General features: G+C 68.2%; 17 protein-coding genes and 1 pseudogene. 8 read left to right on the top strand and 10 right to left on the bottom strand.

Annotation, left to right across the window (positions count from 1 at the left end; genetic code table 11):
- Positions 1–4: 4 nt before the first annotated feature.
- Positions 5–964, top strand: a complete 960-nt coding sequence (locus tag AD72_RS23280; protein ID WP_031468695.1) for an LLM class F420-dependent oxidoreductase — start codon at positions 5–7, stop codon at positions 962–964.
- Entirely contained in the window at positions 961–1,554 is a 594-nt protein-coding gene (locus tag AD72_RS23275; protein WP_031468694.1) for a TetR/AcrR family transcriptional regulator, read from the top strand. Before AD72_RS23280 ends, AD72_RS23275 begins: the two co-directional genes overlap by 4 nt.
- Here AD72_RS23275 and crcB read toward each other — a convergent pair.
- The 4 genes from crcB to AD72_RS23255 all read right to left on the bottom strand — a co-directional run bounded on the left by crcB (position 1,551) and on the right by AD72_RS23255 (position 4,293).
- The gene (crcB, locus tag AD72_RS23270; RefSeq protein ID WP_031468693.1) at positions 1,551–1,910 is read right to left on the bottom strand and encodes a fluoride efflux transporter CrcB; all 360 of its coding nucleotides are present in this window, start codon (positions 1,908–1,910) and stop codon (positions 1,551–1,553) included. The genes AD72_RS23275 and crcB overlap by 4 nt on opposite strands.
- Positions 1,907–2,326, bottom strand: a complete 420-nt coding sequence (locus AD72_RS23265; RefSeq protein ID WP_031468692.1) for a fluoride efflux transporter FluC — start codon at positions 2,324–2,326, stop codon at positions 1,907–1,909. Before AD72_RS23265 ends, crcB begins: the two co-directional genes overlap by 4 nt.
- Positions 2,327–2,501: 175 nt before the next feature.
- Positions 2,502–2,999, bottom strand: coding sequence for a DUF3830 family protein (locus AD72_RS23260; RefSeq protein WP_031468691.1), 498 nt, complete (start codon positions 2,997–2,999; stop codon positions 2,502–2,504).
- Positions 3,000–3,036: 37 nt separating this feature from the next.
- The gene (locus tag AD72_RS23255) at positions 3,037–4,293 is read right to left on the bottom strand and encodes an aspartate aminotransferase family protein (RefSeq protein WP_031468690.1); all 1,257 of its coding nucleotides are present in this window, start codon (positions 4,291–4,293) and stop codon (positions 3,037–3,039) included.
- Positions 4,294–4,447: 154 nt separating this feature from the next.
- On the opposite strand from AD72_RS23255, the gene AD72_RS23250 reads away from it, so the two are divergent.
- The gene (locus tag AD72_RS23250; protein WP_031468689.1) at positions 4,448–5,917 is read left to right on the top strand and encodes an NAD-dependent succinate-semialdehyde dehydrogenase; all 1,470 of its coding nucleotides are present in this window, start codon (positions 4,448–4,450) and stop codon (positions 5,915–5,917) included.
- 89 nt (positions 5,918–6,006) lie between these two features.
- Here AD72_RS23250 and AD72_RS23245 read toward each other — a convergent pair whose 3' ends face one another.
- Entirely contained in the window at positions 6,007–6,972 is a 966-nt protein-coding gene (locus tag AD72_RS23245; RefSeq protein WP_031468688.1) for a ketopantoate reductase family protein, read from the bottom strand.
- An 89-nt stretch (positions 6,973–7,061) separates the two neighbouring features.
- On the opposite strand from AD72_RS23245, the gene AD72_RS23240 reads away from it, so the two are divergent.
- Positions 7,062–7,661 carry a TetR/AcrR family transcriptional regulator gene (locus tag AD72_RS23240; RefSeq protein WP_031468687.1) on the top strand — a complete coding sequence of 200 codons (600 nt, stop codon included), beginning with the start codon at positions 7,062–7,064 and terminating at the stop codon, positions 7,659–7,661.
- On the opposite strand, the gene AD72_RS23235 is transcribed toward AD72_RS23240, so the two are convergent.
- Positions 7,640–8,602, bottom strand: a complete 963-nt coding sequence (locus tag AD72_RS23235; RefSeq protein ID WP_031468686.1) for a GlxA family transcriptional regulator — start codon at positions 8,600–8,602, stop codon at positions 7,640–7,642. The two genes, AD72_RS23240 and AD72_RS23235, sit on opposite strands and share 22 nt — an antisense overlap.
- 73 nt (positions 8,603–8,675) lie before the next feature.
- Between AD72_RS23235 and AD72_RS23230 the strand changes: the two genes are divergently transcribed.
- The gene (locus AD72_RS23230) at positions 8,676–8,933 is read left to right on the top strand and encodes a hypothetical protein (protein ID WP_031468685.1); all 258 of its coding nucleotides are present in this window, start codon (positions 8,676–8,678) and stop codon (positions 8,931–8,933) included.
- Here the strand turns inward: AD72_RS23230 and AD72_RS23225 are convergent.
- Genes AD72_RS23225 through AD72_RS23215 form a run of 3 tightly spaced genes read right to left on the bottom strand, consistent with a single transcriptional unit; the run spans position 8,904 to position 11,110 of the window.
- The gene (locus tag AD72_RS23225) at positions 8,904–9,584 is read right to left on the bottom strand and encodes a GntR family transcriptional regulator (RefSeq protein WP_031468684.1); all 681 of its coding nucleotides are present in this window, start codon (positions 9,582–9,584) and stop codon (positions 8,904–8,906) included. The genes AD72_RS23230 and AD72_RS23225 overlap by 30 nt on opposite strands.
- Positions 9,585–9,586: 2 nt before the next feature.
- A complete protein-coding gene (locus AD72_RS23220; RefSeq protein WP_031468683.1) occupies positions 9,587–10,306 on the bottom strand; it encodes a maleate cis-trans isomerase family protein in 720 nt (239 codons plus the stop codon).
- 15 nt (positions 10,307–10,321) lie between these two features.
- A complete protein-coding gene (locus AD72_RS23215; protein WP_037347093.1) occupies positions 10,322–11,110 on the bottom strand; it encodes a maleate cis-trans isomerase family protein in 789 nt (262 codons plus the stop codon).
- Between the two features lie 98 nt (positions 11,111–11,208).
- Here AD72_RS23215 and AD72_RS23210 point away from each other — a divergent pair, with 98 nt between their 5' ends.
- From AD72_RS23210 to AD72_RS23200, 3 genes are all read left to right on the top strand, one after another.
- A complete protein-coding gene (locus AD72_RS23210; protein WP_425480783.1) occupies positions 11,209–12,201 on the top strand; it encodes a D-2-hydroxyacid dehydrogenase in 993 nt (330 codons plus the stop codon).
- A 29-nt stretch (positions 12,202–12,230) separates the two neighbouring features.
- A complete protein-coding gene (locus AD72_RS23205) occupies positions 12,231–13,643 on the top strand; it encodes an amidase (RefSeq protein ID WP_031468680.1) in 1,413 nt (470 codons plus the stop codon).
- A 168-nt stretch (positions 13,644–13,811) separates the two neighbouring features.
- Positions 13,812–15,323 (top strand): MFS transporter, encoded by a 1,512-nt coding sequence (locus AD72_RS23200; RefSeq protein WP_051898920.1) that lies wholly within the window; start codon positions 13,812–13,814, stop codon positions 15,321–15,323.
- A gap of 157 nt (positions 15,324–15,480) precedes the next feature.
- On the opposite strand, the pseudogene AD72_RS23195 reads toward AD72_RS23200, so the two are convergent.
- A pseudogene (locus AD72_RS23195) lies at positions 15,481–15,822 on the bottom strand (histone-like nucleoid-structuring protein Lsr2); the annotation flags it as partial.
- Positions 15,823–16,245 lie beyond the last annotated feature (423 nt).

Below are 16,245 nucleotides of genomic sequence, written 5' to 3'. Positions count from 1 at the left end.
GAGAATGTCCCGATGGGGTTTGACGATCCCGCTGACCGGGGTGCGGCTCGCCGAACAGCGGGCACTGATCGAATCGCTTCCCGATCTCGGCTACACGGATCTGTGGACCGCGGAGACGGTGGGCGCGGACGCGTTCACCCCGCTCGCGCTCGCCGCGCAATGGGCGCCGAATCTGCGCCTGGGTACCGCGATCGTTCCGGTGTACACCCGGGGACCGGGCCTGCTGGCGATGAGCGCGGCGACCATCGCCGATCTCGCACCGGGGCGGTTCGTGTTCGGGATCGGCGCCTCCTCCCCGGCGATCGTGGAGAAGTGGAACGGGATCCCGTTCACCGAGCCGATGGCGCGCACCAGGGACACGCTCGATTTCCTGCGCCGCGCGTTCGCCGGGGAGAAGATCAGCGAACGGTATCCGAGCTTCGCGGTGGAGAAGTTCGCACTCGAGAACCCGCCCGCGGTCGCCCCGCCGATCATGCTCGCCGCCCTGCGTCCCGGGATGCTCCGGCTCGCCGCGGGGTCGGCCGACGGGGCCATCACGAACTGGCTGGCCGCAACGGACGTGCCGAAGGTACGGGCGGTCGTCGGTCCGGAAACCGAGCTCGCCGCACGGATTTTCGTGTGCCCGACCGAGGATGCGGAGGCAGCGCGCGGTATCGGGCGGCTGATGATCTCCAGCTACCTGACCGTTCCGGCCTACGCGAAATTCCAGCAATGGCTGGGGCGCGGGGATATTCTCGGGCCGATGTGGGAGAAATGGGCGGCCGGTGATCGTCGCGGCGCGAATCTGGCGATCCCGGATTCCGTCGTGGACGAGCTCGTGCTGCACGGACCGGTGGAGTACTGCAGGGAGCGGGTGCGGGAATACGTGGACAACGGGCTGGACACTCCGGTGATCGCCATCGTGCCGACCGGCTCGGACCTCAGCGAGCTGGCGCGCGAACTCTCCCCGGCGGGTGGGCGATGAGCGAGCTCGCGAGCACCCCGCCTGCCCCGATGCGCACCCGGATCCTGCGTTCCGCGGTCCGGCTGTTCGCCGAGCGCGGCTTCGACGCGACCACCGTGCAGGAAGTGGTGGCCGACGCCGGGGTGACCAAAGGCGCGCTGTACCACCATTTCAGCTCCAAGGACGACCTGCTCTACGAGATCTACGGCTCGATCATCGGCAGGCAGCAGGCGGAACTGACCGCGATCGCCGAACGCGGGCTGTCCGCGGCGGAGACGGTGCGCGAAATCGTGGTCGGGGTCGTGCAGAGCACCGCGGACAACGCCGAGGAGGCCCTGGTCTTCTTCCGCGAATCACACAAGCTGGATCAGGAACACAACGCGAATTTCCGCGCCGACCGCAGGGCGTTCCACGAGCACGTCCGCACGGTCATCGAGCGGGGCCAGCAGTCGGGTGAGTTCAGCGCCGTGGTTCCGGCGGACACCGTCGTCCAGGTCGCGATGGGCGTGGTGAACCAGTTGCCGCTCTGGTACCGGCCGGACGGCAGCAAGACCCCGCGGGAACTCGGCACGGAGATCGCCGACTTCGTGCTCGCCGGGTTGCGTCCCTAGGTCCACAGCGCGGCGAGGCCGAAGCCGAGCACCGCGGCACCGAGCCCGACGAGCACGCTGAGCAGAGCATTGGCCATGGCGAGGGTGCGCGCGTTCTCCTTGGCCAGCCGCAGCGTCTCGTAGGAGAACGTGGAGTAGGTGGTCAGCGCGCCGCAGAAGCCGGTGCCGAGGAACAGCTGCCATTCGGTGCTCGGGGCCAGGCCGGTGAGCAGGCCGAGCACCAGCGAGCCGAGCACGTTCACCGCCATCGTGCCGAGCGGGAACCGGCTTCCGGTGCGGCGCTGGACGAATCGGTCGGTGAGGTAACGCAGCGGAGCTCCGAGCATTCCGCCGAGGAAGACCAGGACCCAGCTCATCGCGCCCCCGCGGGCGCCCGCTCGGTGAGTATCCGCTCGGTCACCGCGACACCGAGCCACACCGCGAGCAGGGCGGCGAGCAGCGTGCCGAACAGGGTCAGCAGCGCGAGCCCTGGCTGCCCGGCGCGCAGCAGCTGTTCGGCGTCGACCACCGAGGTGGAGAAGGTGGTGAACCCGCCGAGCAGTCCGGTGCCGAAGAACGGCCGGGCCAGCGGATGCCGCACGCGATGGGTGAGCAGCACCGAGAGCGCGCCGAACAGGGCGCAGCCGAGGACGTTGACCAGCAGCGTGGTCAGCGGGAATCCGCCGGGTGTCCCGGGAAACAGCACTCCGGCTGCGTATCTGGCGAGCGCGCCGATCCCGCCGCCGAGCGCGATGACACACAACAGCAGACCGCGCGAGGGTGGTGTGGGCATGGTTCTCCTCGGTTCCCGTTCACACAGGGACCGTCGGTGACGCGCAATTCCGCCACGGTTTGGTTCGGCGAGCCCCACCGCCGTAGACCGAGAATAGCAAGACCGGGGCGGCACAAGAGAACGGCCCGGCGCGTCAGCACGCGCCGGGCCGTTCCCGTTGCCCTGAAAGGGATACCTAGAGGCGGGCGTAGGTCATGGTCTCGCCCTCGACCCCGCGCAGCCACAGGTCCTGGCAGGCGTTCGCGATGTCCTCGAGGCCTTCCTCGATGGTGGCGAACACGTTGCCGGGAACCCAGCCCGCGTCCCCGTTGATCAGCAGGTTGTTGCGGCCGTAGAAGATCGCCAGATCGGTGGCGCCCTGCGCGGCGTGTGCCTCGCTGCCCGGCTCGTAACCGTAGGCGGGGTTGCCGATCTCCCACGGCTCGAACCCGAAGTAGCACACATCGCCGGGGATCGGCGTGATCGTCGGGTTCTCCTTGCCCGGCTGCTGCTGCACGAACGGCGGCACCAGCGTGTAGACCTCATTGCGCGCGTACTTGGCGTGGTAGGCCTGCCCGGAAAGGGGCAGCGCGTCCCACACCGCGGCACAGGTGCGCGGCGCCTCGTCCTCGAGCAGGCGGGCGACGCAGGACACCCCGCGCTTGTCCAGGCTGATGCGGATCCGTTTGCTCATTGACTCGCTCTCTCCTCGCGTGCGGTCGTCGGGGTGCTCAGCTGCCGAGCACCTTGGCCAGGGTCTGGCCGAACAGCTCGAGGCCTTCCTCGATCTGCTCCTCGGTCACCACGAGCGCCGGGAGCATCCGGACGCCGTTGCCGAAGGGGCAGCAGTTCAGCGTGAGCAGGCCGTTGTCCGCGGCCGCCTGCTGCACGGCCACCGCGGTCGCCGCGTCGGGCTTGTTCTCGGCGTCCACGAACTCGCAGGCGAGCAACAGCCCGTGCCCGCGTACATCGCCGATCTGCGGGTACTGCTCGGCGAGCTTCCGGACGCCGTCCAGCAGCTGCTTCCCGCGCGCCGCCGCGTTCTCCACCAGGCCTTCCTCGGTGATCACGTCGAGGGTGGCCAGTGCCGCGGCACAGGCGACCGCGTTCCCGCCGTAGGTCCCGCCCTGGGTTCCCGGGTAGGCCTTGCCCATGACCTCGGAGTTCGCCGCGATCGCGGACAGCGGGAAGCCGCTGGCCAGTCCCTTGGCGATGGTGATGATGTCCGGCTTGCCCGCGAAGTGCTCGTGGCCCCAGAACTTCCCGGTGCGCCCGTAACCGGTCTGGATCTCGTCGAAGATCAGCAGCATGCCGTACTTGTCGGCGCGCTCGCGCAGCCCGGCGAGGAACCGCTCACTGGTCGGGATGTAGCCGGCCTCGCCGAGGATCGGCTCCACCAGGAAGGCCGCGGTGTCGCCGGGCGGGGTCTGGGTGGCGAACAGGTAATCCAGCTCGCGCAGCGCGAAGTCCGTCGTGGTCTCGGCGTCCCAGCCGTAGTGGTAGGCGTACGGGAACGGAGCCACGTGCACCCCGGACATCACCGGGGAGATCCCGGCGCGGAACTTCGCCCCGGAGGTGGTCAGCGAGGCGGCGGCGACGGTGCGGCCGTGGAAGCCTCCCTGGAAGGTGATGATGTTCGGCCGGCCGGTCGCCTGGCGGGCCAGCCGCAGCGCGGCCTCCACGGCCTCGCTGCCGGAGTTGGCGTAGAAGATCGAGTCGAGCCCGCTGGGCAGCACCTCGGAGAGCCGTTCGGTGAGCTTCTGCATCGGCTGGTGCATCACCGTGGTGTACTGCCCGTGGATCAGCTTGCCGACCTGCTCCTGAGCCGCCGCGACCACCTTCGGGTGGCAGTGCCCGGTGCCGGTGACCCCGATGCCCGAGGTGAAGTCGAGGTTGCGCCGCCCGTTCGTGTCGTAGAGATACACACCCTCCCCGTGGTCGACTACGACCGGCGTCGCTTGCTTGAGTAGTGGGGAAAGGCTCGCCATCTCTGCTCCCTGGATCGGATACTGGTACCGGGTTGTCGATTGTTGACAATCGTGCATAGCATGCCATGTACGCGGGCGATAGAGTCAAGGCGTACCCCGAAAAAGCGCAGTTTCGAGCTGATTTCGAGCGAAGGCTGAGGAAAGGCAAGTGGTGATGGCAGGTCAGGACCGCCAGACGGCCGTTGTGGACGCCGTGGAGAAGCAGCTGTTGATCGGCGGGAAGTGGCGTAGTGCCACGGAAGGCAAGACCTTCGACGTCACCGATCCGGCGACCGAGAAAACCCTGTGCTCGATCGCGGACGCGAGTACCGCGGACGGGCTCGCCGCGCTGGAGGCGGCGCACGCGGCGCAGCCCTCCTGGGCGGCGACCGCACCGCGGGAGCGCGGCGAGATCCTGCGCAGGGCATACCAGCTGCTCGTGGACCGCGCCGACGACCTCGCGCTGCTGATGACCCTGGAAATGGGCAAGCCGCTGGCCGAGGCGCGGGGCGAGGTGCTCTACGCGGCCGAGTTCTTCCGCTGGTTCGCCGAGGAGGCCGTGCGCATCGACGGCGGCTACGCGACCGCGCCCTCGGGCACCGGGCGGTTCCTCGTGCTGCGCCAGCCGGTCGGGCCCTGCCTGCTGATCACCCCGTGGAACTTCCCGATGGCCATGGGCACCCGCAAGATGGGGCCCGCCATCGCCGCGGGCTGCACCATGGTGATCAAGCCCGCCGAGCAGACCCCGCTCTCGATGCTCGCGCTCGCCGGGATCCTCGAAGAGGCCGGGCTGCCCGACGGCGTGCTCAACGTGGTCACCACCAGCGACCCGGGCGCGGTGTGCGAGCCGATCCTGCGCGACGGGCGGGCCCGCAAGGTCTCGTTCACCGGCTCCACCCCGGTCGGCAAGATCCTGCTGCAGCAGTCCGCGGACAAGGTGCTGCGCACCTCGATGGAGCTGGGCGGCAACGCCCCGTTCCTGGTGTTCGACGACGCCGACATCGATGCCGCGATCGAGGGTGCGATGGTCGCCAAGACCCGCAACATCGGCCAGGCCTGCACCGCGGCCAACCGGTTCTACGTGCAGCGCGGGGTCGCCGAGGAGTTCGCCCGCAAGCTCGCCGAGCGGATGGGCGCGCTCAAGGTCGGCCCCGGGGTGGAGGACGGGGTGGCCATCGGTCCGCTCATCGACACCGATGCGATCGAGAAGGTCGGTACCCTGGTCTCGGATGCCGTCTCGCGCGGCGCCAAGGTGCTCACCGGGGGCGCCGCGAACGAGGGAGCCGGGCACTTCTACCAGCCGACCGTGCTCACCGAGGTGGCCCCGGAATCCCGGATGGCCAGCGAGGAGATCTTCGGCCCCATCGCGCCGATCTCCGTGTTCGACACCGAGGACGAGGCGATCGCCGCGGCCAACGACACCGAGTTCGGCCTGGTGTCCTACCTGTTCACCCAGGACCTGAACCGTTCGCTGCGGGTCACCGAGCGCCTGGACACCGGCATGGTCGGGCTCAACACCGGGCTCGTCTCCAACCCGGCCGCCCCGTTCGGCGGGGTGAAGCAGTCCGGTCTCGGCCGCGAGGGTGGCCGGGTCGGCATCGAGGAATTCCTGGAGACCAAGTACGTGGCGATCGCGGAGCCGTGATCGTTTTCTGAATCTCCTGCCGGAAACTCCCGCGCGAACCCGGTCCGCGCGGGAGTTTCCGGTTCCGGGGTGGTCGACAGCGGGCGGATTCAGGCGCGCCCCGTCTCCTCGCGGGCGAAGTGCGGTTCCGCCGCTTGCAGTCGCGGTACCGGGATGCCCAGCCGTCGTGCTTCGGCCAGGGTGTCCCGGCAGACCTCGCGCGGTTCCTCGGCGTCGGGGTCGTCGTGCATCGTGAGGCTCACGCGCGCGGGCCGGACATGAGTAGTCAGCCAGGCGAGTGCGGGGGCCGTCAGCCAGGTGGGTGCCCGGAACGGCAGCAGAGCGCCCCGGTGCCGTCGCAGGTCGATGCCGCGCGCCGTGAGCAGCGGCAGCAGTTCGCGGCCGGCCAGCAGCGCCTCGCGCAGGTCGTCCCTTGCCCCGGCCAGTTCGGACAGCGAACCCCGCCGCAGGCCCTGGGAGAACATACCGGCATCCGAGACGAAATGGACCCACAGCCAGCCGCGGAAGTCGGGTCGCTCGTTGATCCGGAGCCCGGTCTCGCGAAATGCCTGGCGCACGATGAGTTCCCGCTCGGTCGGGGGCTGGCCGAGGGTGCCGAAGATGACCGAGGGCAGCAGCATCGCCCGGAGCACGCCATCGGCGCCGAAACCGCCACCGGCCTGGGGAAAGCCCCAGGCGATCCGGTCGGGCGGGAGTGCGCCGATCGCGGCGAGCGGTTCGGTCCAGAGGTTGCCGAAGACCAGCACCGTGGCCTGGCCGACCCGCGGGGACAGGAAGGCCGTCGCGTCCGCGAGGCGGTGATGCGGCACGCTGAGCACGATCAGGTCGAAGTCGTGGTCCGGCTCCAGCGCCTCGCGGTAGCGCACCGGCCATTTCTCGGCGACGCGCTTTCCCCGCACCCGGCGGCGCATATCGATCAGGTCGAGGTTCACCACGTCTCCGTATGCCGCCGCGCGGCCCGGCCGGACGTAGAACTCGACGTCATGCCCGGCCCGTTCCAGGGCCCAGCCGTAGGCAGTGGCGATCACGCCTCGGCCGAACATCAGGATCTTCACGGTGCACCTCGTGGGGTACGCTCGATTTGGAGATTATCTCCAGTTCCAAGATATGGAGGTCATCTCCACTTGTCAATGGGAGGCAACGCATGACCGCCGACAAGCCGCTGCGGGCCGACGCCCGGCGCAAGCGCGAGGCCCTGCTCGCCAAGGCCAGGGAAGTCTTCGACGCCGGAGAATTCTTCGACCTGCGCTTCGATGACTTCGCTCGGCTGGCCGGGGTGGGTACCGGCACGCTGTACCGCCATTTCCCCACCCGGGAGGCGTTGGCCGAGGCGGTCTACCACGAGGAGGTCGCCGGGCTGTGCGACCGCGCCCGCCGGCTACAGGCCACGCTGCCCGCGGCGGAGGCGTTGGCGGCCTTCCTGCGCGGCATGGTCGACCACATCGATGCCCACACGGGTCTGGCCCGGACCCTGGCCACGCTCATGGCCGATCGCTCGGGTGACCTCGCCGAGGGCAGCCGAGCGCTGGAGCAGGCGGTCACCGACCTGGTGGCCGCCGCCGTGCGGGACGGCACCGTCCGTGACGACGTGGACGCCGGTGCCGTGCTGATGGCGCTGCACGGCATCGGTGCGGCCCATGACCGCCCCGGCTGGCGGGCCGAGGCCGACGATGTCATCACCCTCGTGCTGGACGGGCTGCGCCGGGGCCGGACGGAGATGGCTCAACCGGCGCGGCGGAACTGACGGCGGTACCGGCTCGGCGTGGTGCCCACGATCTGGGTGAAATGGTGGCGCAGCAGCTCCGCGCTCGGGAACCCGCAGCGCGTGGCGATCCGTTCCACGTCCAGTTCGCCGTCCTCGAGCAGCCGCTGCGCGAGCAGCACCCGCTGTCCGGCGATCCAGCGCGCCGGGGTGGTGCCGGTGGCCTTGGTGAACCGGCGGGCGAAGGTGCGCTCGGACATGTGCGCGCGGGTGGCGAGGTCTTCGACGGACAGCCGCAGGTTCAGGTGCGCGGGAACCCATTCGAGCAGCGCGGCGATCGTGTCGTCCTCGGTCGGCGCGTGCGGCACCGGGGTGTCCACGAACTGCGCCTGGCCGCCGTCCCGGTGCGGCGGGACGACCATGCGGCGGGCGATCCCGTTCGCCACGCTGGCCCCGAGTTCGGTGCGCACCAGGTGCAGGCAGGCGTCGATGCCCGCCGCGGTGCCCGCGCTGGTGATCACCGGACCGTCCTGCACGTAGAGCTTGTCGGGTTCGATCTCGATATCGGGGTAGCGGGCGCGGAACCGCTCGAGGTGGTGCCAGTGGGTCGTCGCGGCGCGTCCGGCGAGAATCCCGGCCTCGGCGAGTACGAAGGCCCCGGTGCACACCGAAAGCACGTAGGCGCCCCGGTCGACGGCCGCACGCAGGGTCTCCAGGATCGGCTCGGCGGTCGGCTGCTCGTTGGGCAGGTAACCGCCGGGGATCGCGATCAGGTCGGCGTCCGCGGCGTGCTCGAGCCGATGCCGGGTGCTCAGGCTGAGCCCTCCGGTCCACGGCAGCGGCTCGGCGTGCTGCGAGCAGACCGCGAAGTCGAAGACGGGAAGGCCGTCATCGCTGCGGTCGACCCCGAACACCTCGCAGACCACGCCGAGCTCGAACGGGGCGGTGTGCCGTCCGATGAGGACCGCGATCTTGTGCAACATGGTGGCAGTATATTCGTGATACCTGTCCATTCAGCCACTGTTGCCCGTTCGGTGACCGGCGCAGGATGGTCACATGCACACACGAGACGAACACCGCGCGTTGTTGCCGCGGGCCAGGTTCCCACCGCTGATCGCCACCGGGCCACGGAAACTGCTCGCCGCCGTGGCGAAGGTGTTCCGCGAGGTCAACACGGCGAACGAGATCCTCGCCGACCACTATCAGCGGTTCGACCCGGAACCCGAGAACGAATTCCTGCACTGGGAGCCGACCGCGTCCGGCTGGCGCCTCTACGGGGAATACCTACCCCTCGGACCTGCTGGTGAACAGTGAGGTGCCCGGTGCGAGCCTGCGCACCGCGTCCTCCATGTGCCGTTCGAGCAGCGCGGTGGCCAGCCGTTCATCCCCCTCGGCGATCGCCTCGATGATCGCCCCGTGCTCGGAGACCCGCTCCCGCACATCCGCGTAGGTGCGCTGCAGCGCGGTCAGGCACATCCGCGTCTCCACCATCAGAGTGCGCATCATCCTGGCGAGCCGCTTCGATCCGGAAAGCGCCACCAGGCGCTCGTGGAACTCCAGATCGGCATCGCTGACCGCGGCGGGGTCCTCCCGGTCGGCGGCAGAGGTCATGCGCTCATGCGCGGTCCAGAGCTCACCGACCGGCCGTGGATCGGCGCGGATCACCCGGATCGCCGCCGCCGACTCGATCGCGGTGCGCGCCGCGTACAGGTCGTAGACGTCCTCGGGTTCGAGGTCGACCACGAACAGGCCGCGGTGCGGCTCGCTGCGCAGCAGCCCCTCCTGCACGAGACGCTGCATCGCCTCCCGCAACGGGCCCCTGCTCACCTGGAACTGGTTCGCGAGCTCGGCCTCGCCCAGCTGGGCACCGGGCGCGAGCGAGCCGGTGGTGATCGCCGCGCGCAGCTGGCGGGCGATGATCCCGGCTGTCGACTCTCTCGCGACCGGTTCCACGTCGAGTTCCATGGCTACACCAGCGCCCCGTCACGGAAGAGCCTGCCGAGTCCCTCGGCCGGTTTCGTGTGCCCGGCCAGCCGCAGTCCTTCCCAGATGGTCACCTGGTTCGCGGTGAGTACCGGTTTGCCGAGGCGCCGCTCCAGTTCGTCGACGAGCAGCACCGTGCGCATCGCGGTGTCCGGGATGAGCACCGCGTCGGCATCGGGGTGATCGTTGGCGAGTCCGAGTTCGATCACCTGCTCATCGCTGAGCTGTCCGACCTCGGCGGCGGTGTCGATCCCGGCGCTGGCGAAGCTGACGATCTCGATGCCGTCATCGGCGAGGAACTGGCGGAACCGGTCGGCCACGTCCGCGGGGTAGCTCGCCGCGACCGAGACCTTGCGCAGCCCGAGTGCCTTGGCCGCGCTGGTGAACGCGAAGGAGGTGCTCGTCGTCGGCACCCCGGTGGTCTCACGCAGCGTCTCGACCTGCTGGCGCGCTCCTTCGGTGCCGAACACGAAACTGCCCGAGGTGCAGGCCCAGACCACCGCGTCCGGACGGTGCCCGGCCAGCTGCTCCGCGCCACCGGCGAGCTTGTCCGGGCTGCCGAGATCGAGCAGCTCGGGAATGGCGTGCAGATCGGTCCCGTAGGTGTGCGCCACGTGCAGCCGCACGCCGTCGAGCAGCGCCTCCGCCGAGGGGTAGTCGTCTTCGGCGGCGTGATCGGGGTAGATGAATCCAACGACGGTCACTCGAATCGTCCTTTCTCAGCTTGCCGCGGGAGTCGAGGTCTGCGGGTTCGGGTAGGCCAGTTCGGAGAGCCATCCGCCCGGGCCGACGGTCGGCAGGTGCATCCGGCGCAGGGTGGCCCACATGGTGAGCTGGTTCGCGGTGAGCACGGGTTTCCCGAGGGTCTGCTCGAGGGGCTCGATCACGTCGTAGGTCGGCAGGTTCGTGCAGCTGACGAAGATCGCCTCGGCGTCGGGCCGGTCCACCCGGAGCATGTGTTCGGCGACGGTGCGGTAGTTGACCCGCCAGATCCCGCCGCCGAGGCCGAGGTGTTCGCTGGCCACGGTCTCCACCCCGAGCTCGCCGAGGTAGTCGTGCAGCTTCGCGGTGACATCGGCGTAGTAGGGGGTCACCACGGCGATCTTGGTGAGGTTCAGTTCCGAGACGGCCTCGGCGAGCGCGCCCGAGGTGGTCAGCGCGTCCGGGGCGCCCGCCTCGCGCATCACCGCGCAGGACTCGCGTTCACCCGCGACGCCGTTGACGAAGGTGGACGAGGTGCACAGGTAGCTGATGATCTCGGGTTCGATGTGCAGCAGATCACGGGTGGCGGCTTTGAGATGGGTCGGATTGCGCAGCGCCTGCGCCATGTCCATGTCCATCTGGCCGGACTCGTAGGGTGTGCGGGCAAAGTGCAGCGAGACCTCGGCGGGCACAAAGCGCCAGAGTTCGCGGTCGAGTGCGAGATCGTACGGTGCGACAATACCGATGCCGCGCTGCGCGAGCGGGCCCTCGAAGCCGTCGAATTGCTCGCACACGGTCAGGTCCATTCGCTCACCTCCAGGTTCGTATCGACGGTCGGTTGCTCCCCTGGGTGGTGAACCCGCGGATTGTTGACAATCATACGATCAACTCATAGCGTGTCAATGTGCGGGTTTCCCCAGATCATCATCCACCGAAACTGGTCGTGCTCTGCGAAAAAGGCCGTCCCTCCGCCATGGAGCGGGTCGAGCCGCGCGCCGAGGTACGGTACACCGACGCGGCCGGGCTGGCCGAGGCGCTCGAGGGGGCGGATGCCCTTTTCCTGTGGGACTTTCTCTCCGATGCGACCCGGCAGGCCTGGGGAGCTCTCGAGGACGGTCCGGATCTGCGCTGGATTCATATCGCGGCGGCCGGGGTCGACAAATTGATGTTCCCCGAACTCGTCGAATCCGATGTCACGGTGACGAATTCGCGTGGCATTTTCGAGTCCTCGATCGCCGAATTCGTGCTCGGCACGATTCTCGCGTTTGCGAAAGATTTTCCGGGCAATTTCCGGTTGCAGAGTTCCGGGGAATGGCGGCACCGGGAAACCGAACGGATCACCGGGCGGACCGTGCTCATCGCGGGAACCGGGCCGATCGGCAGGGCCACCGCGCAGTTGCTGCGTGCGGCGGGCATGCGCGTTTCCGGGATCGGCAGGACCGCGCGGGACAGTGATCCGGACTTCGGTGTGGTGCACAGCGACGAGGAATTGCCCGCGCGGCTCGCGGAGGCGGACTACGTGGTCGCCCTGGCCCCGCTGACCGATCGCACCCGGGGCATGTTCGACGCACGCGCGTTCGCCGCGATGAAACCGACCGCGCGGTTCATCAATGTCGGGCGTGGGGAACTGGTCGCCGAGCCCGAACTCGTCGAGGCGCTCGGCAACGGGGAAATCGCCGGTGCCGCACTGGATGTGTTCGCCACCGAACCGCTGCCGGGTGACTCTCCGCTGTGGACGATGCCGAATGTGCTCATCTCACCCCATATGTCCGGTGACTTCATCGGATGGGAGGATGCGCTCGCGGAACTGTTCGCCGACAACTTCGAGCGCTGGATCGCCGGAGCGGAACTGCGCAATATCGTCGACAAGAGTCTCGGATACGTTCCTGGACCCTGAATAACGTCACGGACAAGGAGGGGCAGGCTTTGCCGCAGCGCCAGATTCCACGGACCGCGACCGAAATGCTCGCCGCGTTCGCGGCCGGGGAACTCTCCCCGGTCGAGGTCACCGCGGCCGCGCTCGAGCGGATCGAGGAGGCGAACGGCACGCTCAACGCCTACTGCCTCGTCGACGGCGCGCAGGCGATGGCGCAGGCCGCCGAATCCGAGGCGCGCTGGCGCTCCGGGCATGTGAGCGGTCTGCTCGACGGGGTTCCGGCCTCGGTCAAGGATGTGTTCCTCACCGAGGGCTGGCCGACCCTGCGCGGTTCCTACACCGTCGAGGAGGACGGTCCCTGGGACGAGGATTCCCCGCCGACCGCCCGGTTGCGGGAGAACGGGGCGGTGTTGCTCGGCAAGACCTCGACCCCGGAACTGGCCTGGAAGGGCGTCACCGACTCGCCGCGCGGCGGGGTGACCACGAACCCGTGGAACCCGGCACTGACCGCGGGTGGTTCCTCGGGTGGCAGCGCGGCCGCGGTCGCCTCCGGAATGGGGCCGATCTCGCTGGGCACCGACAGCGGGGGATCGGCGCGGATTCCGGCGGCGTTCTGCGGGATCCCCGCGCTCAAACCGACCTTCGGGCAGATCCCGCTGTTCCCGGAGAGCCCGTTCGGCCAGCTCGCGCACGCCGGGCCGATGGCCCAGTCGGTGGACGATCTCGCGCTCATCCTGGATGTGCTCTCCCTTCCGGACGCGCGCGATCCCAGCGCGATGCCCTCCCCGCCGGGTTCCTATCGCGAGGCGGTGCGCCGGGATGTGCGCGGGATCGTGGCCGCGTTCTCCCCGGACCTCGGTTATGTCGACGTCGATCCGGAGATCGCCGAGATCGTCGCCGCCGCGGTGAACGCGGTCGGCAATGCCGGACTGCTGATCGAGTACGACAGCCCGGACATCACGGATCCGATCGAGGACTACGAGGTGCTGCTGGACGCGGGCCTGGCGAAATGGCTCGAGGCGCTGCCCGCCGAGCGGACCGGCCGGCTCGACGAGGGGCTGCGCGCGGCCTGGGAGCGGGGCAAGTCGTTGAGCGCCTTGCGTTTCCTCGAGGCCGATGAGCGGCGCGTGTGGCTCGGCAGCACGATGGGCACCTTCCACGAGCGCTACGACATTCTGTTCACCCCGACCGTGGCGATCCCGCCCTTCGAGGCGGGGACCGAGGTGCCACCGGGCGGTGGCTATGCCAGGTGGCCGAATTGGTCGCAATTCGGTTACCCGTTCAATATGACCCAGCAGCCCGCGGCCACCGTGCCCGTCGGATTCACCTCGGCCGGGCTCCCGGTCGGATTGCAGATCGTCGGCCCGCGGCATTCCGATGATTTGGTACTCGCCGTGTGCAAGCTTGTCGAATCCGTACTGCCGTGGCACGAAAGGCAGCCTGCGCAGCCCGCCGGGCATTGACCTTCCGCATTTTTCGGGCACGATCGCCCGGCGAACGCCGCATCCCGGAGCCGGTTCCGGGATGCGGCGTTTTTTCTTCTCACCCATTCGCCGAGCCTGAATGCATTCCGAATGCGTCGTGTGTCACTATGTCCGGCACCAACTCCACTGGGACCGCCGGGAGGCGCTGTGAGCACGACAGAGAAGTCCGATTCCCCGGGAGAGCCGGAGAATGCGATCAGGAGTCTGATTCCGGCGCGGATCGACCGATTACCCTGGTCGCCGTTCCACACCAGGATGGTGCTCGCGCTCGGTGTGGCCTGGGTGCTCGACGGACTGGAAATCAGCATTGTCGAGAACGTCATTCCCAGCCTCGCGGGCAAGGATGGTATCGGGGTCAGTTCCGCCTCGGTTTCGGCGATCGCCACGGTGTACCTGATCGGCCAGGTGGTCGGCTCGCTCGGATTCGGCAGGCTCGCCGACCGGATCGGCCGTCGCAGGCTTTTCATGGTGACTCTCGCCGTCTATCTGGTCGGCACCGGCCTTTCCGCACTGACCATGGGCCAGGGAGCCTGGGCGATCGGGTTCATGTACGTGACGCGGTTTATCGCCGGGCTCGGCATCGGCGGGGAATACACCGCGATCAATGCGGCCATCGACGAATTGATCCCGGCGCGCTATCGCGGCCGGGTGGATATCGCGGTGAACAGTTCCTACTGGTTCGGCGCCATGGTCGGCGGACTGCTCACCTTCTTCGTACTGCACAGCTTCGTCGGATCCTGGGGCTGGCGCGCGGCGTTCATTCTCGGTCCGATTCTCGGGCTCGTGATCCTCATCGTCCGCCGGAACCTGCCGGAGAGTCCGCGCTGGCAGGTGATGCACGGCAAACAGGACGAGGCGGAGGCCTCGATCGCGTACATCGAGCGCGAGGTCGAGGCAAAAGGGCACCGGCTGCCCGAGGTCGACGAGAGCAAATCGTTGCTCATCAAACCGAGCTCCGGATACGGCTATTTCACGATGCTGCGCGTGCTTTTCGTGAAGTATCCGAAACGGTCGATCCTCGGTGCCACTCTGATGATCACCCAGTCGTTCCTGTACAACGCGATCTTCTTCACCCAGGGAATCGTGCTGACCACCTTCTTCTCGATCCACGAGAAGGTGGTGCCGTTGTACTCGATCCCGTTCGCCGCGGCGAACTTCATCGGCGGGCTGGTGCTCGGGCCCCTGTTCGATATCGTCGGCCGTAAGCAACTGATCTCGGCCAGTTATCTCGTCTCGGGTGCGCTGCTCGCACTGACCGGTCTGCTGTTCGAATTCGATCTGCTCACCGCGACGACGCTGGTGATCTGCTGGTGCGTCGTGTTCTTCGTCGCGACCGCGGGAGCGAGTTCGGCGTATCTGACGGTGAGCGAGGTTTTCCCGCTCGAGGTGCGCGGTCAGGCAATTGCCATCTTCTTCTCGATCGCGCAGATTTTCGGTGCCGTGGCGCCGTTGATCTACGGTCTGCTCATCGACAAGGAACACCCGGATCCGACGAAACTGTTCTGGGGTTATGTCGGTGGCGGCGTGATCATGGCGATCGGGGGAATCGTGGCGATCGCGTTCGGGGTGGCCGCCGAACGCAAACCGCTCGAGGAAGTGGCGACCCCGCTGAGCGCGGTCGAGGAGGAACCGGGGGTGGCGACCTCTGGTTTACACTGACCGCACACAAATGTGGGCCCCGCCAACGATGTTGGCGGGGCCCACATTTACGAAGACCGCGAAATTCGACTCAGCCGGAGAACGACGGGGTGGCCGCCTTCTTCCGGCCGCCGCCGCGGCCGCCCTTCTTGGTCTGCTTGGGCTGGTGCGCGGCCTCGAATTCCTCGACGATGTGCGCCGGAATGCGGCCACGGGTCGAGAGGTTGTGCCCCTGGCTGCGGGCCCATTCACGGATGGCCTTGGTCTGCTCCCGGTTCGCGGGCGCGGCAGGAGCCTTCGCGGCCGCGGTCTTGGCCGCCGTGCCACGCTTCATTCGCCCGCCGACACGACGCGCCTCGGAAACGAAGTCGGCAAGATTCTCGCGGAGTTTGCGCGCGTTCTTCGGGCCGAGGTCGATTTCGTAGTTCACGCCGTCGAGGGCGAACGTGACGGTCTCGATGTCCGTGGCGCTCGTGCCGTCGAGATCGTCGACGAGCTGGACAAGAACTTTCTGTGCCACTGCTCCTCTTCTCCTGCTGATCGATGTGCGTCGCGGTAGCCGCTTACACGGTATTGTCGTGGAGTTGGCTCCGACTATAGCGCATTATGGCAGGCACACCCCGCCTGCCATTCTCGGGTGCCGGGCCGCTGCGGTATCGGCGGTAAAGTTTCGAATCGCCCCGTGTTCATCTTAACGGCAGGCCAATAGTGGTACGTCAATACCGGAGCGCGCGGAATCGCCCTCAACAAACCGGGTGCACCGGTGTGACCAGGGGGATGTCCGGTTAATTACGGGAATTCTTCGTGAGCGATACCACGCGTCCGCGCACGCATTATTCACCCGGCCGTCTCCTCCGGTGAGCGGTGCACGTTTCGGCCGGGCTCCTCTCGCGGGCTCCGGATCTCCAGCGCCACAGCCTCGACACAGGAAAATTGTGTGTCA

Origin of the sequence: Sciscionella sediminilitoris (assembly GCF_000737195.2) — a bacterium.
Lineage (GTDB): Bacteria > Actinomycetota > Actinomycetes > Mycobacteriales > Pseudonocardiaceae > Sciscionella > Sciscionella sediminilitoris.
Note: the sequence above shows the minus strand (reverse complement) of the source record. Positions and strands in the feature narration are given on the sequence as shown.